This window comes from Roseicella frigidaeris, assembly GCF_003258945.1.
Lineage (GTDB): Bacteria > Pseudomonadota > Alphaproteobacteria > Acetobacterales > Acetobacteraceae > Paracraurococcus > Paracraurococcus frigidaeris.
In genome coordinates this window covers 1-21298 of record NZ_QLIX01000024.1, presented here as the reverse complement: position 1 = coordinate 21298, position 21298 = coordinate 1, and the positions used below count along the sequence as shown (strand labels likewise).

The 21298-nt window shown below is 73.4% G+C and carries 19 protein-coding genes and 1 riboswitch; of the genes, 7 read left to right on the top strand and 12 right to left on the bottom strand.

Annotated features, from left to right (window positions below; translation table 11 throughout):
- Positions 1-84: 84 nt before the first annotated feature.
- Positions 85-804, bottom strand: coding sequence for a DUF1028 domain-containing protein (locus DOO78_RS21765; RefSeq protein WP_111471989.1), 720 nt, complete (start codon positions 802-804; stop codon positions 85-87).
- 138 nt (positions 805-942) lie between these two features.
- Between DOO78_RS21765 and DOO78_RS21760 the strand changes: the two genes are divergently transcribed.
- Together DOO78_RS21760 and DOO78_RS21755 are read left to right on the top strand one after the other, a co-directional pair.
- Positions 943-1932: a Bug family tripartite tricarboxylate transporter substrate binding protein gene (locus DOO78_RS21760; RefSeq protein WP_165839025.1), complete on the top strand. Its 990-nt coding sequence runs from the start codon at positions 943-945 to the stop codon at positions 1930-1932.
- A 9-nt stretch (positions 1933-1941) separates the two neighbouring features.
- Positions 1942-2781 carry an NUDIX hydrolase gene (locus DOO78_RS21755; RefSeq protein WP_207803006.1) on the top strand — a complete coding sequence of 280 codons (840 nt, stop codon included), beginning with the start codon at positions 1942-1944 and terminating at the stop codon, positions 2779-2781.
- Between the two features lie 178 nt (positions 2782-2959).
- Here DOO78_RS21755 and DOO78_RS21750 read toward each other — a convergent pair whose 3' ends face one another.
- Positions 2960-4831 carry a family 16 glycosylhydrolase gene (locus tag DOO78_RS21750; RefSeq protein ID WP_128080113.1) on the bottom strand — a complete coding sequence of 624 codons (1872 nt, stop codon included), beginning with the start codon at positions 4829-4831 and terminating at the stop codon, positions 2960-2962.
- Positions 4832-5241: 410 nt separating this feature from the next.
- On the opposite strand from DOO78_RS21750, the gene DOO78_RS21745 reads away from it, so the two are divergent.
- The 3 genes from DOO78_RS21745 (at position 5242) to DOO78_RS21730 (ending at position 7638) form a co-directional block, all read left to right on the top strand.
- Entirely contained in the window at positions 5242-6129 is an 888-nt protein-coding gene (locus DOO78_RS21745) for a cation diffusion facilitator family transporter (RefSeq protein ID WP_111471987.1), read from the top strand.
- Entirely contained in the window at positions 6126-7004 is an 879-nt protein-coding gene (locus DOO78_RS27695) for an energy transducer TonB (RefSeq protein WP_165839024.1), read from the top strand. The genes DOO78_RS21745 and DOO78_RS27695 overlap by 4 nt, the downstream gene beginning before the upstream one ends.
- Positions 7005-7071: 67 nt before the next feature.
- Entirely contained in the window at positions 7072-7638 is a 567-nt protein-coding gene (locus tag DOO78_RS21730; protein ID WP_111471984.1) for a cob(I)yrinic acid a,c-diamide adenosyltransferase, read from the top strand.
- A gap of 138 nt (positions 7639-7776) precedes the next feature.
- On the opposite strand, the gene DOO78_RS21725 is transcribed toward DOO78_RS21730, so the two are convergent.
- A complete protein-coding gene (locus tag DOO78_RS21725; RefSeq protein ID WP_111471983.1) occupies positions 7777-8103 on the bottom strand; it encodes a YnfA family protein in 327 nt (108 codons plus the stop codon).
- A 103-nt stretch (positions 8104-8206) separates the two neighbouring features.
- Here DOO78_RS21725 and DOO78_RS21720 point away from each other — a divergent pair, with 103 nt between their 5' ends.
- On the top strand, positions 8207-9154 hold the full coding sequence (locus DOO78_RS21720) for a cation diffusion facilitator family transporter (protein ID WP_111471982.1): 948 nt from the start codon (positions 8207-8209) through the stop codon (positions 9152-9154).
- A gap of 186 nt (positions 9155-9340) precedes the next feature.
- Here the strand turns inward: DOO78_RS21720 and DOO78_RS21715 are convergent, their stop codons facing one another.
- The 9 genes from DOO78_RS21715 to DOO78_RS21675 all read right to left on the bottom strand — a co-directional run bounded on the left by DOO78_RS21715 (position 9341) and on the right by DOO78_RS21675 (position 19634).
- The gene (locus DOO78_RS21715) at positions 9341-11347 is read right to left on the bottom strand and encodes a TonB-dependent receptor plug domain-containing protein (RefSeq protein WP_165839023.1); all 2007 of its coding nucleotides are present in this window, start codon (positions 11345-11347) and stop codon (positions 9341-9343) included.
- Positions 11348-11489: 142 nt separating this feature from the next.
- A riboswitch (cobalamin riboswitch) is annotated at positions 11490-11706 on the bottom strand.
- Between the two features lie 199 nt (positions 11707-11905).
- The gene (locus DOO78_RS21710) at positions 11906-12580 is read right to left on the bottom strand and encodes an exopolysaccharide biosynthesis protein (protein ID WP_111471980.1); all 675 of its coding nucleotides are present in this window, start codon (positions 12578-12580) and stop codon (positions 11906-11908) included.
- Between the two features lie 255 nt (positions 12581-12835).
- Positions 12836-13639 (bottom strand): enoyl-CoA hydratase, encoded by an 804-nt coding sequence (locus DOO78_RS21705; protein ID WP_111471979.1) that lies wholly within the window; start codon positions 13637-13639, stop codon positions 12836-12838.
- Positions 13636-14853, bottom strand: a complete 1218-nt coding sequence (locus DOO78_RS21700) for a CaiB/BaiF CoA transferase family protein (RefSeq protein WP_243634720.1) — start codon at positions 14851-14853, stop codon at positions 13636-13638. Before DOO78_RS21700 ends, DOO78_RS21705 begins: the two co-directional genes overlap by 4 nt.
- Before the next feature lie 367 nt (positions 14854-15220).
- Positions 15221-15643, bottom strand: a complete 423-nt coding sequence (locus tag DOO78_RS21695; RefSeq protein WP_111471978.1) for a CBS domain-containing protein — start codon at positions 15641-15643, stop codon at positions 15221-15223.
- 117 nt (positions 15644-15760) lie between these two features.
- A complete protein-coding gene (locus DOO78_RS21690) occupies positions 15761-16936 on the bottom strand; it encodes an iron-containing alcohol dehydrogenase (RefSeq protein ID WP_207803005.1) in 1176 nt (391 codons plus the stop codon).
- 16 nt (positions 16937-16952) lie between these two features.
- A complete protein-coding gene (locus tag DOO78_RS21685; RefSeq protein ID WP_165839022.1) occupies positions 16953-18134 on the bottom strand; it encodes a phytanoyl-CoA dioxygenase family protein in 1182 nt (393 codons plus the stop codon).
- A 265-nt stretch (positions 18135-18399) separates the two neighbouring features.
- Positions 18400-19227, bottom strand: a complete 828-nt coding sequence (locus DOO78_RS21680) for a (Fe-S)-binding protein (protein ID WP_111471976.1) — start codon at positions 19225-19227, stop codon at positions 18400-18402.
- A complete protein-coding gene (locus DOO78_RS21675) occupies positions 19218-19634 on the bottom strand; it encodes a 4Fe-4S dicluster domain-containing protein (RefSeq protein ID WP_111471975.1) in 417 nt (138 codons plus the stop codon). Before DOO78_RS21675 ends, DOO78_RS21680 begins: the two co-directional genes overlap by 10 nt.
- Before the next feature lie 209 nt (positions 19635-19843).
- Between DOO78_RS21675 and DOO78_RS21670 the strand changes: the two genes are divergently transcribed.
- Entirely contained in the window at positions 19844-21151 is a 1308-nt protein-coding gene (locus DOO78_RS21670; protein ID WP_111471974.1) for an LLM class flavin-dependent oxidoreductase, read from the top strand.
- Positions 21152-21298: the final 147 nt, after the last annotated feature.

Below are 21298 nucleotides of genomic sequence, written 5' to 3'. Positions count from 1 at the left end.
GCCTCGGCTGGCTGCGACGGGCCTCGCCGACGAGGCGCCTCACGGGGTCCCCGCGGAGCCGCGCAGCGGCTTCGTGGGGATGAACTAGCGCCGGAAGCGCAGCGTCACGCTGCGGGCGATCCAGCCGGCCTCGATGGTATCGATGTCGCAGGCGCCGGAGGGGTCGGCCTTGCGCGGCGCCTCGTGCAGGAAGGGCGCGCGGGTCTCGCGCCAGAGGCCGAGCAGCCGGCGCAGCTCGGGCAGCGGCGCCGCATGGTCGTCGACGCGGAGGTTGAGATCGGGGAAGTCCTCGGTCGTGGTCAGCAGCATGGCGGCGGATTGCCGGCCGCGCCGGTCGCCGCCCGCCGCCTCGCCCGCCTCCATCGCCGCCATCAGCCGCTCCGGCAGCGGCAGGGCGGCGCCGGCCGCGAAGGCGGCCAGGGTCTCCGCCACCACCGCCGGGCCGGCCAGCATGTTGCCGGCGACCGAGACGCCGGGGGCGGCGGCATCGCCGCACCACTCGACGCAATTCCCGCCCGTCCAGGCGGCGGCGCGGCCATGCCGGTCCACCGCATGCACCTGCCGGATCGCGCGGCCGCGGTCGCCGGCCAGCGCGCCCTCGATGGCATCGGCCGGGCCGAGGCCACGGGCCAGCCCGTCGAGGATGGCCGGGGCGAGGTAGCGGTTGGTGAAGGACTGGGTGGAGACCGCGCCGACGCCCGACCGCACATAGGGGCAGCTTGCCCCGACCGCGAAATTGCAGGTGGCGACCGCGACGGCGAAGGCGCCGGTCGCCGGATCATGCGCGACGATGGACCAGGTCATGCGAGTCCCCCAGGGAGCGTCCCGGAGCCTGCGCCCGCCGGCTGGCCCAGGGAAGGCACGCTCCATGACGCCGCGCTGCCCGGTTGCGTCGGGCCTGCGTCGGCGGCAGGGTCGGCGGGGAGGGAAGGAGGGTCCGGCATGGGCATCCGACGGCGCCAGGCCGTGTCGCTGGCATGGGCGGCCGCCTGCGGCATCGCCGCGACGCGCGGGGCAGGTGGGGCGGAGACGGCCTGGCCGGACCGGCCGGTGCGGCTCGTCGTGCCCTTCGGCGCCGGCGGCGCCTCCGACACCCTGGCCCGCAGCCTGGCCAACGCCTTCCCCGCGGCGACCGGCGGGCAGAGCATGGTGGTCGAGAATCGCGGCGGCGCCGGCGGCACCATCGCCGGCGCCGCGGTGGCGCAGGCGAAGCCCGATGGCGCGACGCTGATGCTCGCCGATCTCGGCGCCAATGCCATCGCGCGCGAGCTGCAGCCGGGCACGCCCTACGACCCGGCCACCGCCTTCACGCCGATCTGCCACCTCGCCAACATGCCGCTGGTCCTGGCCGCGCCGGCCTCGCTGCCGGCCGAGGACCTGGCCGGCTTCGTCGCCCTGGCGCGGCAACGGGGCGACATGCCCTATGCGCATCCCGGCATCGGCTATTCCGGGCATCTGGCGCAGGAGCTGATGAACCGCGACCTCGGCCTGCGGATGGTGCCGGTGCCCTATCGCAGCGGCGCCGAGGTGGCGCGCAGCATCCTCGCCGGCGAGACGCTCTCGACCTTCATGACCGTCTCGACCGCGCTGCCCTTCATCCACGAGGGCAGGATGCGCGCGCTCGCCGTCTCGACGCGGGAGCCGGTGGCGCTGCTGCCCGGCGTGCCGCCGGTGGCGCAGGCGCTGCCGGGCTTCGAGGCGGTGGTGTGGAACGGCGTGGTCGGGCCGGCCGGGCTGCCGCCCGCCATCACCCTGGCGGCGAACCGCGTCTGCAACGCCATCCTGGCCGAGCCGGCGGTGGCCGAGGCGATCCGCAGCCGCCAGGCGGGCGAGCCGGTCGGCGGCACGCCCGCGCAATTCGCCGCCTTCATCGGGGCCGAGATCGCCCGCTGGACGCCGCTGGTCCGCAGCCTCGGCCTGCGCCTGGAGTGAGGAGAGACGATGACCGAGACCAACGCCGCGCCGCCCGCCGACGCAGTCCCCGCGCGGCCCGCCGAGCCCGTGCCCGCGCGGCCAGCCGAGCCCGTTCCCGCGCGGCCCGCCGCGACCGTCCTGCTGGTGCGGGACGGGGCGCAGGGGATCGAGGTGTTCATGGTGGTGCGGCACCGGCAGATCGAGTTCGCCGGCGGCGCCCTGGTCTTCCCCGGCGGCCGGGTGGAGGAGGACGACCGCGGCCTGGCCGGCGGCGAGGGGCTCGATGCCTTCCGCATCGCCGGCATCCGCGAGACCTTCGAGGAATGCGGGGTGCTGCTGGCCCGGCCGCGCGGCGGCGGCGGCATCATCGACGCGACGCGGCTGCTCGGCATCGAGGCGGTGCACCGGGCCCGGGTGGCGAAGGGCGAGACCCCGCTCTCCGCGGTGCTGGAGGCCGAGGCGCTGGAGCCGGCGATCGACGGCATGGTGCATTTCGCCCATTGGGTCACGCCGCTCTCGCGCAGCAAGCGCTTCGACACGCAGTTCTTCCTCGCCGCCGCGCCGCCCGACCAGGTGGCGGTGCATGACGGCTTCGAGAGCGAGGACAGCGTCTGGATCCGCCCGCGCCAGGCGATCGAGGAGGCGAATGCCGGGCTGCGCCGCCTGGTCTTCCCGACCCGGCGCAACCTCGAGAAGCTGGCGCGCCACGCGACCGTCGCCGAGGCGCTGGCGGCCAGCCGCGCCGCCCGCGTCGTCACCGTGATGCCGGAGATGATCCAGACCGAGGCGGGCTGGCGGCTGACCATCCCGGCCGAGGCGGATTACGGTGGCTCGGTCTTCGAGGTGCTGGACGCGCCGGCCATCTGATGCCGACGGCATGAAGGCTTCCTGCATGCCGAGCGCCCGGATGGGCGCCGCGGCCCATGCCGCGAAGGCCGAGGCAACCCGGAGGGTTGCGCCCGGCGCCAAGGGGACCGCCCCTGGGGGCCGTTGATGGGTCGCCATCAACGGCCGTTCGCAGGAGGCCGGCGCGCCCGGCCCCCGCTCAGGCATGCGCGAAGACGTAGTCCTGGGCGCCGAGCGTGCCGGTGCTGCCGCTGAGCTGGAGGGTGAGCACCGGCGAGGTCGTCGCGCCATCGACCACGACATAGTATTGCAGCGCGCCCGAACTGCCCTTGTAGTCGAGATGCGCCGCGGCGGAGAACCCTTCCAGCCGCAGCAAGTCGTGGTCGCCGTTGGCGGCCCCGGCGCGCTGGAAGTCGATGATCTGGTCGCCGGCGGCGATCGCGCCCTTGGTCAGCACGAAGACGTCGCTGCCCGCCCCGCCCGCGACGCGCGAGGTGCCGCTGCCGAAGGCGAAGGTGTCGTTGCCGGCGCCGAGCGTGGCGTTCAGCGGGCCGGCCCCGGCATGCACCACGTCGTCGAAGCTGCTGCCCCAGACGGTGTGCGTCGCCTTGGTCGACATCGTCGCGGCATCGAGCGAGATGCCGGCGCGGGCCTTGGTGAAGTCGTAGAGGTCGCTGCCATCCGCCTTCAGCGTGTAGACCCCGCCGAGGGCCGCGGCGCTGTCCGGGCCGGTGGCGGTGGTGACGACCGGCGCCGGCGCGGGGGCGACGGTGCCGGTCTGCCAGACATGCACGTAATCGACCAGCATGTGCCCGGTGGGCAGGCTGGCATCGTATTTCCCGGCCCAGCTCCCGGCATCGCCCACCGCGAGGTTGAGCAGCATGTACATCGGCTTGTGCATGTCGGCCGGCGTCGCCGCCTGGGCGACGAGGTTGCCGTCCACATACCAGCGGATCGTGTCCGCCTCCCAGTCCAGGCCATAGGTGTGGAAGCCGGCCGAGAGATCGGGCAGCAGGCTGGCCTTGTTGGTACCGGACGCGCCGGAGGCGGTGCTGTGCAGGCTGAAATAGGCGGTGGTCGGGTCGTTGCCCAGCATCTCGAAGATGTCGATCTCGGGCGGCCAGCTGCCATCGGCCGGCAGCAGCCAGAAGGCCGGCCAGAAGCCCTGCCCGGCGGGAAGCTGCGCCTTGATCTCGAAGTAGCCGTATTGCTGCGCGAAGGAATGCGCCGAGCTCAGCAGGCCGGAGGTGTAGGCGAGGTTGAGCGGGTTGCTGCCGGGCGCGGCGGTGATGTCGAGGACGCCGCCGCCCACCGCGAAGGGGTTCACCCCGACCGAGCTGTCGGAATAGTACTGGGCCTCGTTGTTGCTCGCCAGGGTGCGCTGCTGGTCGATGATCTTGAGCGTGGTCTTCCAGGTGGTGCCGACGCCGGTCGCCGAGGCGCTGAGGCTGTTGAACTCGTCGGCGAAGGTCAGCCGCATGCCGGGATGGGCGGGGTTCACCGGCAGGGCGAAGTCGCGCGCGGTGAGGCTGCTCGCCGTGGTGTTGCGCAGCAGCAGGCTCTCGCCGCCGCCGAGGGTGAGGATGGTGTCGGCGCCGGATTGGCGCAGCGCCGCCTGCACGCCGGCGAAGTCGTAGAAGGCGTAGCCCTGGAGCTGGATCCTGTCGATGCCGGCCTGGAAGTCGGTGATCAGGTCGGTGCCGTTGCCCTTGGTGACGATGAAGCAGTCGGCATCGGCGCCGCCGGTGAGGATGTCGTTGCCGGCGCCGCCATCGAGGGTCTGGCTGCCGGCGCCGCCGGCGATGATGTTGTCGAGCGCGTTGCCCTTGCCGGCGGTGCCGCCCCACATCAGGGTCAGGTTCTCCACCCAGCCCGGCAGCAGGACGGCGCAGGCATAGGATTGCACCGTGTCGATGCCGCCGCCGGCGGCCTCGACGATGCTCACGGTGTTGCTCCAGATCGTGTAGGTGTCGTCGCCCGCGCCGCCGGCGAGCGTCGCCGGGCCATTCGGGGCGCTGAGGCTGTCGGCCGCGGCCGTGCCGTTGACCGTGCTCTTGGTGGCAGCGGTCATCCAGGTTTTCGGCGCGGCTGACGTCTTCAGGTCGATTGCGAGCGCATTCAACATGCGGCCTCGGGTCCTTCGGTGGCATTCGGTGCGGCCCGCGGCTTTTTGTGATGCGCCAACGGGTGGGAACGGGGCTCACAGCCCGCCCGCACCCTGCGCCCGAACGGCTAAGAAGTTCACAAGGGAACGTTTCGAATCTACGTCATTCAATCAAAAAAGAGATTGCTCCCGCGGATTTATCGCCATGTGAGAAAAGATCCACCCAGGATAATCGCGTCCAGGCTGGGCGTTGCCGGCCGTGCCAGGACGGCCCGGCGCCCGGTTCGGGGTTGCCCGCCGGCCGCGCCTCGGGGCATGAACCGGCTCCATCCCCGGAGCCCCGCCGCCTTGGCCGTCCCCACCGCCTCTGGATCACGATGACGCGCGTCCTTCGTCTGGCCATGGGCAGCGTCGCCGTCGCCTGCCTCGTGCTCGCCCTCAAGCTCAGCGCCTGGTGGCTGACGGGCAGCGTGGCGCTGCTCGCGGATGCGCTGGAGAGCGTGGTCAACGTCGCCGCCGCGGCGGCGGCGCTGGTGGCGGTGCGCTACTCGGCGATGCCGCCCGACGCCAACCACCCCTATGGCCATGCCAAGGCGGAGTATTTCTCCGCCGTGCTGGAGGGCGCGCTGATCATCGTCGCGGCGCTCGCCATTCTACGCGAAGCCTGGGGCGCCTTCTTCGCGCCGCACGCGCCGGACCAGGCGGTGCCGGGCCTGCTGATCTCGGCCCTCGCCACGGCGTGCAATTTCGGCTGGGCCACGCTCCTCCGGCGCGAGGGCCGCCTGCTGCGCTCGCCGGCGCTGCTCGCCGATGCGCGGCACCTGCTGGCGGATGTGGTGACCTCGGTCGGCGTGCTGATCGGCGTCGCCGCGGTGGCCGCGACCGGGCGGCTCTGGCTCGACCCGCTGCTGGCCGCGGCGACGGCGCTGAACATCCTCTGGTCCGGCAGCCAACTGGTGCGGGAATCGGTCGGCGGGCTGATGGACGAGGCGGTGGAGCCCGGTCTGCTCGGCCGCATCCGCCGCGCCGTCTCGACCAGCGCGGATGGCGCGATCGAGGCGCATGACCTGCGCACCCGCCAGGCCGGGCGGTTCACCTTCATCGAGTTCCACCTGGTGGTGCCGGGCAGCATGAGCGTCGACGAGGCGCATGTGATCTGCGACCGGATCGAGGCGGCGCTGAAGGCCGAGATCGAGGGCGCGACCATCACCATCCATGTCGAGCCGGAGGGCAAGGCCAAGCATCACGGCGTGCTGGTGCTGTGACCGCGGCGCCCGGCCCGGCGGCGGCGCTGCGGGCGGGGGAGGGGCGGGCGGCGGGGCCCACGCCCTCCCGCCGCTGGCTGCCGGCCTGGGGCGGCGCATCGCTGCTGCTGCATGCGGCCACCCTCGGCCTGGTGCTCGGGCTGCCGCAGCGCCCGGCGCCGCCCGAGCCCGGGCCCGAGACGGGCGTCGCCTTCGTCTGGGACGAGACGCCGGTTGACGAAAGGGTCGAGGCGCCGCGGCCGCCGGCGCCGCCGGTGCGGGGACCCGAACCGCCTCCCGCCGAGCCGCCTCCTGCCGAGCCGCCGCCCGCCGAGCCATCGCCGGCCGCGCCACTCCCCGCCGCGCCGCCGCGCCCGCCGGCCGATCCGGCCGCCGCGCCGTCGCCGCCGCTGCCCTCGGCGCCGCCGGCCGAGGCGGCCCTGCCCCCGCCCTCGCCCCCGCCCTCGCCGCAGCCCTCGCCGCCGGCGGCGCCCGCCCAGGCGCCCATGGCGCCCCCTATAACGCCCCCCATAATGCCCCTGGCCGCGCCCCCCTTGGCGGCGGCCGAGCCGGCCGAGGCGGCGGCGCCGGGCGGCAGCCGCGCCCTCGGGCCGCTCGTCGCGCCCGGCCTGCTCCCCGGCATCCGCAATGCCGAGCCGGACTACCCGCTGCTCAGCAAGCAGCTCGGGCATCAGGGGGCGGTCCGCATCGTCCTGCACATCGCATCGACCGGCGAGGTGGTGAGCGCCGAGGTGGCGCAAAGCTCGGGCCATCCCGAGCTCGACGAGTCGGCGCGCCGCGCCGCCCTCGGCTGGCGCTTCCGGCCGGCGACCCGGGATGGCATTGCGGTGCCGAGCACGGTCGGCAACACCATCCATTTCCGGCTGGACCGCTGACGCGGCCACCAGGCCGGGAGACGGCGGGGGCCGTCGCCCGCTGCCCGATCAGGAAAGGAACAGGCCCATGGTCCGGCTCGACGTCATCACCACCCGCGGCGGGGACCGGGGCGAGACCTCGCTCGGCGACGGCACGCGGCTGCCGAAGGATGCTGCGCGGATCGAGGCGATCGGCGCGGTGGACGAGGCGAATGCGGCGCTCGGCCTGCTGCGCCTGCAGACCGCGGGGCTGGCCGAGGCGGATGCGATGCTGGCGCGCATCCAGAACGACCTCTTCGATCTCGGCGCCGATCTCTGCATGCCGGGCGAGGCCGGGACGGGCGCCGAGCGGCTGCGCGTCACCGCCGCGCAATGCCTCCGGCTGGAGCGGGAGATCGCGGCGCTGAACGCAAGGCTGCCGCCGCTGCGGAGCTTCGTGCTGCCCGGCGGCAGCCCGGGCGCGGCGGCGGCGCATCTGGCGCGCACCCTGGCGCGGCGGGCCGAGCGGCGGGCGGTGGCGCTGGCCGCGGCGGAGGCGCTGAACCCGGAGGTGGTGCGCTACCTCAACCGCCTCTCCGACCATCTCTTCGTGCTGGCGCGGCACCTGAACGAGGATGGCGCGCGCGACGTGACCTGGGTGCCGGGCGGCGCCTGAGGGGTGGCGCCCGAGGGACGGGGCGTGAGGAACGGGGCGTGACGGCGGGCCGGGGCCCGGGAGCCGGGTTGCGAAAGCCGGGCGGGTCGGTCCGCGGCTCCTGGCCGGCCCGGCGGCGCCGGCTCTCCCGCACGGCTCTCAGCCGCGGCCGGCGCCCGCCAGGATGATGCCGGCCCCGGCGAGGCAGAGCGCCGCGCCGGCAAGGTCGGTCGCGCGCGGCGCCTGGCCCTCCACCGCCCAGAGCCAGGCGAGCGAGGCGGCGATGTAGACGCCGCCATAGGCGGCGAAGGCGCGGCCGGCGGCATCGGCCTCCACCCAGGTGAGGGCCCAGGCGAAGAGGCCGAGGCTGAGCGCGCCCGGCAACAGCCAGGCGGCATGCGCGCCCTGCCGCAGCACCGCCCAGGCGGCGAAGCAGCCGGCGATCTCGGCGAGGGCGGCGAGGGCATAGGCGAGGGCGGTGGTCATGCGCCGCAGCTTAACGCCAGGGAAGCGGTCGCTCGAACGGCCCGCCGCCCGGAGCCATCCGGTGCCTGCCTCGTTCTCGCCGGCATCGGGCGGAGGGCAGGGCATGGCGGCGCAGCAGGGCGGGCATGGCGGGTCGCGCCGGGTGATCTATGCGGCGCTCGCGGGCAACCTGGCGATCGCCGTCACCAAGCTCGCCGCCGCGCTCTACACCGGCTCCTCCGCCATGCTGAGCGAGGCGATCCATTCGAGCGTCGACACCGGCAACCAGGGGCTGCTGCTGCTCGGCCTGCGCCGCGCCGCCCGGCCGCCGACGCCGCGGCATCCCTTCGGCCATGGCATGGAGCTGTATTTTTGGTCCTTCGTGGTGGCGCTGATGATCTTCGCCTTCGGCGGCGCGGTGGCGATCTACGAGGGCTGGCAGAAGATCCGCGCGCCGCATCCGGTCGAGAGCGCCTGGGTGAACTTCCTCGTGCTCGGCGCGGCGATGCTGTTCGAGGGCCTTTCCTTCCGTGTCGCCCTGCGGGAGTTCCGCCGCACGCATGCCGGCGAGCCCTTCTGGGCGGCGATCCGGCGCAGCAAGGATCCGGGGGTCTTCGCGGTGCTGCTCGAGGACGCCGCCGCGCTGGCCGGGCTGCTCCTGGCGCTCGCCGGCCTCGGCCTCGCGGAATACCTGGCGATGCCGGCGCTGGATGGCGTCGCCTCCATCGGCATCGGCCTGCTGCTGGTGCTTGCCGCCGGCTTCCTGGCGCGGGAGACCCACAGCCTGCTGACCGGCGAGGCTGCGGCGCCGCCGCTCGTCGCCGCGGTGCGGGCGATGCTGCTCGCCGATCCGCGCGTCGCGGCCGTGGAGGAACTGCTCAGCCTGCATCTCGGCCCGCGCGAGGTGCTCTTCGCCGTCACCATCGATTTCCGCGACGACCTGCCCGGGGAGGCGGTGGAGCGCGCCGCCGCCGCCCTGATCCGCGAGGTCGAGGCGGCGCATCCGATGGTGACGCGCCTCTTCCTGCGGCCGCGCCGGCTGCCGCCGGGCGGCGCGGCCGCGGCGGCGTGACGGTGCCGGCCCGGCGACCAGCGGCGCGAGCGCGGATGCCGCAGGCAGGACACCAACGGCGCCGGTGAGAGCCGTCGCTGCCCGTTGCCCTGCCGCGGCTTCGCCGCGGCAGGCTGTGACGCGCCTTGGGTCCCGAGCGAATCCCGGGGCCCCCGCAACGGCGCGCAGCGACGTCGCGGGGAACGCCTAGAGCGCGAAGCGCGTGCCGACCAGCACGCTGCGGCCCGGCGTCATGAAGCCGTTCACCGGCTCCCAGCGGCTGTTGCCGAGGTTGCGCGCCTCGAGGAACAGCGCGACCTGTTCCATCGCCTGCCAAGTGGCGGTGAGGTTCACCACCGTCCCCGCCGGGTTGCTGCGGGGATAGGCATAGGCGGTGCCGTCATTGGCGTAGGAGGCGAAGGCGCCCTCCGGGCTGCGGCCGGTGAAGAGCACGGTCGGCGCGATCACCAGCCGCGGCAGCGGCGCGAGGCGGGCCGTCAGGCTCACCACATGCTCCGGCCGCCGCGGCAGGCGCCGGTCGGTCGTGGCATCGAAGGCCTCGGTGATGGTCCAGGCGGCCGTCCCCTCCAGCCAGCGCACCGGGCGCAGCGTCAGGCCCAGCTCGGCGCCGTGGATCTCGGCGCGGTTGACGTTGGCATAGGTGCTGAGCCCGGCCGCGGTGCTGACGCTGACGATCTGGTCGCGCACCCGGCTCTGGAAGAAGGTCCAGCTCGCCGTGGCGAAATTGCGCCGGCCGAAGCCCGGGATGTCGGTGTCGCTGCCGATCTCCCAGCCGAAGCTGCGCTCCGGCTTCAGGTCGGGATTGCCGGTCGAGACCACGAAGCCGTCGAAATTGCCGATGCCGAAGCGCTCGAACAGCGAGGGCGCGCGGAAGGCGGTGCCGAGGGCGAGGCGCAGCCGGGTGTTCACCTCCGGCAGGGCCAGCACCGCGCCGAGCTTCCAGGTGGTCTCGCCGGTGGCGCCGGTGACGGAATCGTGCCGCAGCCCGGCCGAGAGGTCGAGCCGGTCGAGCAGCCGGTATTGCAGCGAGCCCCAGCCGGAGGTGGTGTGCTGCTGCGCCCGCAGGCTGCTGGTGAAGTCGCCGAAAGCGGAGGGGAAGCTCTGGGTGGTGCGCGCCTCCTCCAGCGCATGCGTCAGGCCGAAGCCGAGCGCGCCGTCGCTGAGCGGGCCGAAGCCCGGCAGGCGCAGCGAGTTGCCCCAGTCGAGCCCGCTGCGGGTGCCGCGGAAGCGCGAGGCCTCGCTGGAGAAGGCGTCGTACTGGTCGGGCAGGTTGGTGTAGGTGCGGCGCTGCTCGGTGGAGAAGACGCGCAGGCCCGTGGTCCAGGCGCCGTCGAGCAGCCGGGTCTCGCCGCGGATCTGGCCGGACCAGCGGCGATCCTCGCCGGTGTAGTTCGGGTCGTCCTGCGGCAGGTTGTCGAGGCCGAAGGTGTTCTGCCGCCAGCGGAGCTGCCCCTCGATCCGCGTGCCCTCGAGCGGCGTCCAGCCGAGCCGGGCCGTCGTGGTGGCGCCGCGGAAGCCGTCGCGCTCGGGGATGTTGCTCTCGAAGCGCGGCGCGAGCGCGTTGAAGCCGCGGGTCGATTGCGAATAGCCCGAGAGCAGGTAGTCGAAGGCGCCGACCGTGCCCGTCGCGCCGAGGCCGCCGCGCAGCGTGCTCTGGCTGCCGCCGGCCAGCTCGCCATAGGGGGCGAAGCTGCGGTCGGGCGGGGCGCGGCGGGTGACGAGGTTGATGACGCCGCCGATCGCCGAGGAGCCGTAGAGCGAGGAGAGCGGGCCGCGCACCACCTCGATCCGCTCCACGTCGAAGAGCAGGTCCTGGCCGAAATCGAAGGCGCCGGCGGGCGAGGCGACGTCGTTGGCCGGCACGCCGTCGATCAGCACCAGGACATTGGCGCTGCCGGTGCCGCGGAGGAAGCCGCTGGCGATCTGCCCGGCCCCGCCCTGCGGCGCGATGCGCAGCCCGGGCACGGCGGTGAGCGCCTCGGCGAGCGTCTGGTAGCCGCGCTCCTCGATCTCCCGGCGGGTGATGACGGTGGTGGCGGCCGGCACGCGCTCCTGCGGGGTGGCGAGGGGCGTCGCGGTGACGACGGTCTCGGGCAGCAGGGTGACGGCGGGCGGCTGGGCTTGCGCCCGGGCCTGGCCCGCCGGGATGAGCAAGGACAGGCCGCCCGTGAGGGCGAGGGTGAGGCGTCGCACGGCGTGTCTCCGCGGCGAAGGACGAACCTGCCCCGACCGGTGGCCCGGCCGGGACGACATGCGTCGTTCCCGCAGACGGCAAGTGCCCGGCCCGGCCGGACGCCCGTGCGCCGCCGCGCCGGTGCACCCCGCCCGGCACGCGCGAGACAACTCTGCGCCGGCCGGTCTCCTGGCTCGCGGTGCGGGGTCGGAGCGACCCCGCGGCCCTGCCGCCTTCTCGCATCCGGGCGGATGCAATGGCGTCTGACAGGGACTCACCGCCTACAGTTGCGGGGGCAGCCGCGGCTTGGCCGGGTGAAGCCCGGCTGCACGCGTTCCCGTTTCAGCCCTTGCGGGCCACCGGCGCATGGCGGCGATGTAGCAGAGGGCGATGGGGGCGGGCAGGGGAGGATGACGGATCGGCCACACCTGTGGCGGTTCAGACACGACGATCCGTCAGGCCCCGTCGGTCATCGAGCGCCGATCGCAGCAGTCGCTGCCCGTTGCCCTGCCGCGGCTTCCTGGGGACCACGATCCGTGAGTCACGCTTGCGGCGAGGCCACCTGATCGGGAACCGCTCTAGAAGATCCAGGTGAAGGCCTTCAGCCCGAGCCAGCAGACCATGGCGAGGACGAAGGTGGCGAAGACGCAGCCGGCGATGGTCAGGGCGGCGCCGAGGCCGGTGGTGCGGCTGTCGTGCTCGACCAGCCCGAGCGCCATGATGATGTTGCCGAAGGCCGGCGGGCCGTTGGTGCCGGGGCCGGGCAGGATCAGCATCAGCGCCACATAGGCGGTCAGCCAGCCGAAGAGGCGGTCGCCGAGCGGGGAGGTGAAGAAGCCCGGCCGCGGCCGCACGAAGCGCTCCACCTTGCGCAGCCAGCTCGAGGAGGCGCCGGTGAGGCGGAGCAGGTCGCTGCGCTTGATGCTCTGGCGGGCGATGAAGCGCGGCAGCTTCGGCACCCGCCGGCCGAGGCCCATCTGCACGCCGAGGATCAGCACCGGCAGGCCGAAGACCGAGGCCATGCCGGGCAGCAGCGAGGGCAGCAGCAGCAGCAGGATCAGCAGGCCGAAGGCGCGGTCCCCGAAGGCCTCGGCCATGTCGCCGAGGCTGATGCGCTCGCCCGGGAAGCGGGCGGCGACCTCCGCCACGATGCGCGAGATCGGCGCGCCGGCGCAATCCTGCCCATGCCCCTGGCCAGCGGTCTGGCCATGGACATGCGCCGCCACGATCGGCGCATCGATATTGCCATCCATTCCCGGTCTCAGACCCCTCGTCCCAGTCGACTCGCCTCAGTCGCCTCGTCCCAGTCACCCTGTCCAGGCGGCCCTTGTTTTGGTCGCCCTGGTCAGGTCACGCCGCCGGGCCGCCCTGGCGGCGGCCCACCCTGTTGCCTCGGCCTGCGGCCCTTCTTTCCGGGCGCGTCATGGCTGGCGCATCCTAGGCGGAACCGGCCCGGCATGCATCGGGAATCTGGGGATTTCCGGGGCCGCCGGGCCCTGGGGGCGCCTTCAATGCCCGGTGAAGGCCGGCTTGCGCTTCTCCATGAAGGCGCGCCGCCCCTCGCGGTAGTCCTCGCTGTCGAAGCAGGCGGCCATGGCGGTGCGGATCGCCCCCATGTCGCGGTCGGACGGGTCCTGCAGCACCGCCTTCACCGTCTGCTTGTTGGTGGTGAGCGAGAGCGGCGCGTTGGCGGCGAGCGTCGCCGTCAGCTTCGCCACCGTCGCCTCCAGCTCGCCGACCGGCACCAGCTTGTTCACCAGGCCGATCCGCTCCGCCTCGCGGGCGTCGAAGCGCTCGCCGGTCATCAGGATCATGTGCGCATGCGCCGGGCCGACCAGGTCGACCAGGGCGCGCACCATGTCGAAGCCATAGGCGATGCCGAGCTTCGCCGCCGGGATGCCGAACTGGCTGTCCTCGGAGGCGATGCGGATATCGGTGCTCATCGCGATGCCGAGGCCGCCGCCCATGCAGAAGCCGCGGATCTGCGCGATCACCGGCTTGCGATAGGCCGCGAGCTTGGCCCGGCCGGCGCTGGTCAGCCGGTCGTAGTCCCGCTGCGCATCGGCATTGGCGCGGGTCTTCTCGAATTGCGAGATGTCGGCGCCGGAGACGAAGGCCTTGTCGCCCGCCCCCTGCAGCACCACGCAGCGCACCGAGGCATCCTCGGCGAAGAGGTCGAGCGCCTGGCCCATCCCCTCCCACATGTTCACCGACATGGCGTTGCGCTTCTCGGGCTGGTTGAACACCACCCGGCCGACGCCACTCTCGATGCCGGCGAGGATCTTGCCGTCCGCGAATTCCATCCCGCTCATGCCCCGCCCAGCGCTCCCTTGGCCTTCAGGTCCCTGATCTCATCCGGCGAGAGCCCGGCTTCGGCCAGGATCTCCGCCCCATGCTCGCCGAGCTCCGGCACGTCGCGATAGACGCCGGTCTCCAGCCCCTCGATGTTCAGCGGGCTGGCGACGATCCGGATGTCGCCGCGCGAGCGGTGGCGCATCGGCATCGCCATCTCGAGATGCTGCACCTGCGGGTCGTCGAAGACGTCCCGGATGTCGTTCACCGGGCCGCAGGGGATGCCGGCCTCCTCCAGCCGCTCGATCCACCATTCGGAGGGCCTGGTCCGGGTCACCTCGGCGATGGCGGCGTTCACCCGGGCGCGGTCCTTGCTGCGGCCCTGCAGGGTCTTCCATTCCTCGACCTCGAGCCAGTCCTCGCGCCCCGCGGCCTTGCAGAAATTGGTCCAGAGCTTGCCCGAGGAGGCGGCGATGTTGATCGGCTTGTCGGCGGTCGGGAAGACGCCCATCGGGATGTTCACCGGGTGGTCGTTGCCCGCCTGGCCGGCGACCTCGCCATCCATCAGGTAGCGGCTGGCCTGGAAGTCCAGCATGAAGACCTGCGCCTCGAGCAGGCTGGTATGGACATAGCCGCCCTGGCCGGTGCGCTCGCGGTCGTAGAGCTTCATCATGATGCCGAGGGCGAGCAGGTTGCCGGCCGTCAGGTCGTTGATCGGGATGCCGACCCGCATCGGGCCGCGCCCCTTCTCGCCGGTGATGCTCATCAGCCCGCCCATGCCCTGGGCGATCTGGTCGACGCCGCCGCGCTTGGAATAGGGGCCGGTCTGGCCGAAGCCGGAGATGGAGGCGTAGATCAGCCGCGGATTGAGCGCCTTCAGGTCGTCATAGGCGATCTTCAGCCGGTGCTTGACCTGCATGCGCATGTTCTCGACCAGCACATCGGCGGTCGCGGCGAGCTTGAGGAAGGCCGCATGCCCCGCCGGGTTCTTCAGGTCGAGCGCGAGGCCGCGCTTGTTGCGGTGCAGGTTGACGCTGTCGAAGCCGTCGCGCGGCCCGCCGAGACCGTCGGTGCTGGCCGGCGGCTCCACCCGGATGACGTCGGCGCCCCAATCGGCCAGGTGGCGGACGCAGGTGGGGCCGGCCCGCGCCAGGGTGAGGTCGAGCACGCGCAGGCCGGCGAGCGGCAGCCGCGTCTCGGTCATCAGCTTGGGGTCGATCGGGCTCTCGGGCATCGCTTCCTCCGCGCAGGAGGCCGAGACTAGAACCGATCGCCCGAGGGCGAAACCGCCCGGCGGCCCGCCAAGGGCCCAAGGCCGGACCGAAGACCGGCCGGCCGCTCGGCCCCCCGTTCGGAGGTCGCCGCCCGTTGCCCTTCCGAGGCTTCGCCTCGGAAGGCTGTGCCACGCCTTGGGCCTGGATCGCTTCACGGGGCCCCCACGAAGCCGCGCAGCGGTTTCGCGGGACGTAGGAGCGCCTATCGAAACCGTCGCTGCTCGTTGTCCTGACGCGGCTTGGCCGCGGCAGGCTGTGACGCCCCTTGGACAAGAGGGGATCTCCATGGGGTCCCCGCAAAGCCGCGAAGCGGTTTTGTGGGGCGTTCTAGAGCCGCTCCCAGAGCGCCGTCTCCTCCTCGATCCGCGCCTGCTCGGCGCCGAGGAAATCGCCGCGCGAGACGATGCCGACCAGCCGCTCCCCCTCCACCACGGGGATGTGGCGGAAGCCGCCGTCGCGCATCAGCCGCAGCGCCTCGATGGCGCGGCGATGCGGCGCGCAGCAATGCGGCTGCGGCGTCATCACCGCCTGCAGCCGGGTGGCGGCGGCGTCGCGGCCCTCGGCCAGCACCCGGGCGATGGCGTCGCGGCCGGTGAAGATGCCGAGCAGCCGCCCCGCCTCGTCGGTCACCAGCACGGCGCCGATGCGGTGCTGGCGCATCGCCTGGCAGGCCTCCTGCACGCTCGCCGCCGGCGGCAGCGTCACCGGCTGGCGACGGGTGATCACCTCATGCATGGGGCGGTTGGTCATGCGTTCCTCCCTGCGGCCGGCCGCGCGCGGCCGCCTGCGGCAGCATCGCAGATGGGGCCGCAGGCCGCCTTGATCATCCGCAAGCCCTCGCGCAAGCCACCGCGCAAGCCCCTGGCCTCACGCGGAGAGGGCCAGGATCTCCCGCACCGCCGCCGGGCCCGTGATCGGCCGCGGGTTGCGCGGCACCCAGGGCGTCGCCATGGCGGCCTCGGCGATGGCGTCGAATTGCGCGGCCCCGATCCCGACATCGGCCAGCCGGCGCGGCATGCCGAGCCCGGCGATGAGCCCCTCCAGCAGGGCGGCCGCCTCGGCCCCCGGCGCCCCCATCGCCGCCGCCACCAGCGCCTGCCGCGCGGCATTGGCCGGGTGGTTCCAGCGCAGCACCGCCGGCAGCATGAGGCAGGAGGTGTGGCCATGCGGGATGCCATGCGCGGCGCCGAGGACGTAGCCGATGCCATGGCTCGCCCCCATCGGCACGCCGGTCGCGAGCGGCGCCATGGAGAGCCAGGCGCCGAGCTGGCAATCGAGCCGCGCCGCGAGGTCGCCGGGATCGGCCTTCACCCGCGGCAGGCCGGCGGCGAGCAGGGCGAGGCCGCGCAGCGCCTGGGCATCGGCGAAGGGATGCGCCTCGGCCGAGCAGAGGCCCTCGACGCAATGGTCGACGGCGCGGATGCCGGTCGAGAGGAACAGCCATTCCGGCGTGTGCCGGGTGACGGCCGGGTCGAGCACCACGGCCATCGGGATGATGCCGGGATGGCGGATCAGCGCCTTCACCCGCGTCGCCTCGTCGGTGACGCCGGCGATGGCGCTGAACTCGCCGGCCGAGAGGGTGGTCGGCACCGCCACCTGGCGGATGGTTGGGGGACGGCAGCCGGGCGGCGGGCCGAGGCTGCCATCCGCCTGCGCCACCGGCAGCAGCACCGCGATCGCCTCCGGGCTGCGGATGTCGTTGGCGAGGCAGAGCTGGATCGCCTTCGCCGCATCGGTGACCGAGCCGCCGCCGAGGGTGACGATGAGATCGGCCCCCGCCTCCCGCGCCATCTCGGCCGCCGCCACCACGGCGGCGCGCGGGGTATGCGCCGGCATCCGGTCGCAGACCGCGGCGACCCGGCCGTCGAGGGCGGCGCGGAGCCGGGCGACCTCCTCGGTCTCGCGGTTCAGCGTGCCGCTGACGAGGAGGAAGACGCGGCGGGCGCCGGCGCGGGCGGCGATCGCCGCCACCGCCTCGGCCGCCGGGCGGCCGAAGACCACCTCCTCCATCCGGCTGAAGACGACGCGTCCCTGCTGCGGCATGGTCCGATGCTCCCGCCTAGATGGCGAGATCCTTGGTGTTGTAGTCGCGGATCACCCGGTCGAAGACCTCCGGCGTGCAGCGGAACTCCTCCTCCAGCCCGGCGAAGGGCTGGTAGTGGAAGACCGGCTCGCCCGGGCGGGCCTGGCGCCGCGCATCGATCGCCACCTGGATCACGGCCGAGCGGTCGAAGATGCGCTGCGCGTCGTAGATGGCGTTGGTCTCGGCGATGGAGAGCGCCGCCCGCTGCCCCAGCACCGAGCGTCGGCGGTGGAAGCCGAAGGTGAGCGAGATGCGCATGTCGGGCGAGGAATTGGCGAAGGAGCCGTGCACCGTCTGCCGGTTCACCATCGTCACGTCGCCGGCCTTGCAGACCAGCGGCACCGCGCCCGGCAGCTGCTCGCTGCCGCCATTGGCCGCGACCATGCCCTTGATGTCGGCCTTGCCGCGCTTGTGCGTGCCGGGGATCACCCAGAGGCCGTTGGCCGGCGTCGTCGGGTAGAGCTGGACCTGGTAGTTGAAGCCGTGGATGCCCTCGTCCCAGGCGGGGTTGTTCCAATGCGTCACCCCGTCCTGGTGCCAGGCGACGGAGCCGCCGAGGCCCGGCTGCTTGACGAAGATGGCGTCGTTGAAGGGCACGAAATCCGGCCCGTTGATCGACTGCGCCGCCGCCAGCAGCCCCGGATGGCCGTAGAGCCGCAGGCCGGAGGGCATCGCCTGGCACATCGCATACATCAGGAAGACGACGTGCTCCGGCGCCCCCGCATCCGGCACCGGCTGCGACATCTGCGCCGGGTGCCGGCCGTTGAGCAGCGTGGTGCCGCCCCAGGGATCGCCGAGCGGCTTGCTGAAGCGGTAGGGCAACCGGGCATAGTCGATGCCGAGCGCCGGCCGGCCCTGCGCATCGAGCTTCGCCTCCGGCCCGACCGGGGCGCGCGCCAGCATCTCCTGCGCATCCTCGCGCAGCGCGGCGACCTCCGCCGCGTCGATCACGCCCTCGAAGATGTAGTAGCCGTGCTTCCAGTAGGCGGCCTGGATGTCGGGGTGGAGCTGCCCGTCCGCGGTCAGGCGCAGCGGGCCGCGATTGTTGATCTCGGCGGCCAGCGCCTCGCCGGCGGCCTGGTAGGCGGCCATGCCGGCGGCATGCTCGGCGCGGGAGAGCGGCTGCGACGCCGCCACGGGCGCGGCCAGTTGGTTCATGGCGCGGTTTCCTTCCCTGGGTTTCCGGCATGCTCGCCGAGAAGCCCGGCCCCCGGCAAGCCGCAATCGGGCCGCGCCCCGAAAGGCGGCCCTCGAGGCGCCCCTCGCAACCGTCGCCTCCCGTTGCCCTGGCGCGGCTTTGCCGCGCCAGGCTGTGACGCCTCTCGGGCCAGACCCGAATCCCGGGGCCCCCGCGAAGCCGCGAAGCGGTTTCGTGGGGATGGATGGGGCCCCCACGAGGGCGCGCAGCGACCTTGTGGGGAATTCACACGGGCGGCGCCCGCCGCAGCTCGGGCTCCACCAGCCGCTCGAAACCCGCCTCGCCGGCGGCGGCAAGCCCCGCCTCGCCCACCGCCGCGCGGGGATCGGCCGCGTTGCGCCAGGTCTTGTAGCCATCCTCGACCGGCCAGCCGGCGGCCATCGCCAGCAGATGCACCCAGTTGACGACGCGAAGATCGCGCCCGCGCTCGAGCGTCACCGCATCGCGGTGGCAACTGTGGAAGAGGGTGCAGAGCGTGTCGGCGCCGCTCGCCGCCATCGCCTCCAGCGTCGCGCGCTGGGCGCGGGCGAGGGCGCCCGGCACGGCGGCGAGGCTCGAGCACATATGCCCCGGCACGGCGAGCGGATGCTCGACCAGCGTCAGCCCCGGCACCAGCGCCAGCAGCTCGGCCACCATGCGGTTCACCGGCACCCGCCCGTCGAAGCCGAGATGCCGGTGCAGCAGCACCCGCGCCGGTACCGGCTGCACGAGAAGCGGCCGCAGCGCCGCGCGGCGGGCATGCAGCACCTCGGTGAGGTGCAGCGTCTCGAAATTCCGCGGCACGCCCGGCGCCATCCAGTCCTGCATGTTCATGTGGCAGGAGGGGCACCAGGTGGCGACCTGCGGCGTGCCGCTGGCGTTGAACCTCGCCACCGTGCGCTCGGCCATGCCGCCGCTGATGCGCGCATCCGCCTCCTTCGGCGAGCCGCAGCAGCTCGCCGGGCCGCCGGTCGCCTCGGCCTCGATCCCGACCGCCTCCAGCAGCCGCATGGCGAGGCGGATCACCTCGCCATGCCGGGTCATGTTGCAGCCGTACCAGAAGGTCAGAGCCATCGCGCCTGCTCCTCCTCGGTCAGCGTCATGCGGGCGAAGGCCTTCACCCGCGCCGCCCAGCCGGCATCGCCCGGCACCGGCAGGCGCGGCGGCTCGCCCAGCGCGCCCTTCAGCCGCATGCCGGCGAGGCGCAGCATGAGCGCGACGTCGAGCGCCTCGGGGCAGGCGGCGTTGCACTGGCCGCTGCGGGTGCAGGCGCCGACCCAGGCGAGGCCCTCGGGCGAGACCGGCGCGCCCTGCAGCGCCGCCCGCATCCCGGCGGCGACGGCGGGTGGCGCGGCCGGGGCGAGGCCGAGGAAATCCGGCATCGGGCAGGCCTCGACGCAGGCGCCGCAGCCAGTGCAGGCCGCGGCGAGCCGCGCGCTCTCGGCCTGGATGCTGGAGGCGAGGGACATCGGGCGCGACATCGCCGCTCCTTCTCGATGCGGCCAGCCTGCGGCAAGGCAGGGGCCCTCTGCAAGCCGCGGCCGCCGGGCGCGCCGGATTGCGCATCGCGGGCGGGCTTCGCATAGTGCGGCGCGAGGGGAAGGACGCCGGGCGGCACGGCCATGCTGGCCACCAGCCGGGGATCGCCCATGCCTTGCCGTCACCGCTTCGCCCGCGAGGCCCGCCGCCGATGAGCGCGCCGCGCCGGATGCATCTCGTCGCCTATCTGAAGACCGGCCCCACCGCCAACCATCCGGGCGCCTGGCGGCATCCGGAGGCGCCGCTCGACGACCTCTTCGCGCCCGAGCGCTACGAGCACATCGCGCGGGTGCTGGAGGCGGGGCGCTTCGATGCCTGCTTCTATGCCGACACCTTCGGCATCCCCGACATCCATGGCGGCAATTTCGACGCCTACCTCCGCCTCGGCGGGCAGATCTCCTATATCGACCCGCTCACCATCCTGCCGGTGATGGCGCGGGTGACGCGGCATCTCGGCCTCGGCGCCACCCTCTCCACCACCTTCTTCCCGCCCTATTACCTGGCGCGCACCCTCGCCTCGCTCGACCTGCTGACGGGCGGGCGCGCCGCCTGGAACGTCGTCACCTCGGCGACCGACCTGGAGGCGCGCAATTTCGGCCTCGACGGCATCCCGCCCAAGCATCTCCGCTACGACCGCGCCGACGAGGTGCTGGAGGCCTGCAACGCGCTCTGGGACTGCTGGGACGCGGATGCGATCGTCGCCGACCGCGCGCGGGGCGTCTTCGTCGATCCGGCGAAGGTGCGCTACGCGGAATTCGAGGGGAAATGGGTGAAGACCCGCGGCCCGCTCGCCATGCCGCGCACGCCGCAGGTGCGGCCGGTCTTCCTGCAGGCCGGCGCCTCGGAGCGCGGCCGGGAATTCGCCGCGCGCTGGGCGGAGATGATCTTCTGCACCCCGCACAGCAAGGCCGACGCCATCGCCTTCCACGACGACATCAAGTCCCGCATGGCGCGCCACGGCCGGGCGCCGGAGGCCTGCAAGGTGCTGCCCTCCTTCGCCGTGGTGGTGGCCGAGACCGACGCCATCGCCGAGGAGCGCTACGCCTATCTGCAATCGCTGATCGACCCGGAGGCGCAGCTCATGCTGAACTCCTCCCTGCTCGGCGCCGATCTCTCGCGCCACCGGACGCCGGAGGCGATGGCGGCGGCGCAGGGCAACCAGGGCATCACCGGCTCGGTGGACCGGGTGCTGCAGCTCATGCAGCAGGAGCGGATCAGCTTCGCCGAGGCGGCGAGCAAGCCGCGCGGGTTGCTGGTCGGCAGCCCGAGGACCGTGGCCGACCAGCTCGAGGACTACTTCACCTCCGGCGCCTGCGACGGCTTCATCATCTGGCCGACGGTCTTCCCGCGCATGTTCGAGGAGTTCTGCCACCTCGTCGTGCCGGAGCTGCAGCGGCGCGGGCTGTTCCGCACCGAGTATCGCGGCGCCACGCTGCGCGACAACCTGCGCAATCCGTGATGCCTCACTACGAACGGCCGTTGCTGGTGACCCATCAACGGCCTCCTCAAACGCCGGGCGCTGCCTCCGGCAGCTTGTGTCTTTGGCGCTGGGATAGAGACTTGGGCGCCGCCGGCTGGGGGCGCGCCCCCAGCCGGCGGACTGTCC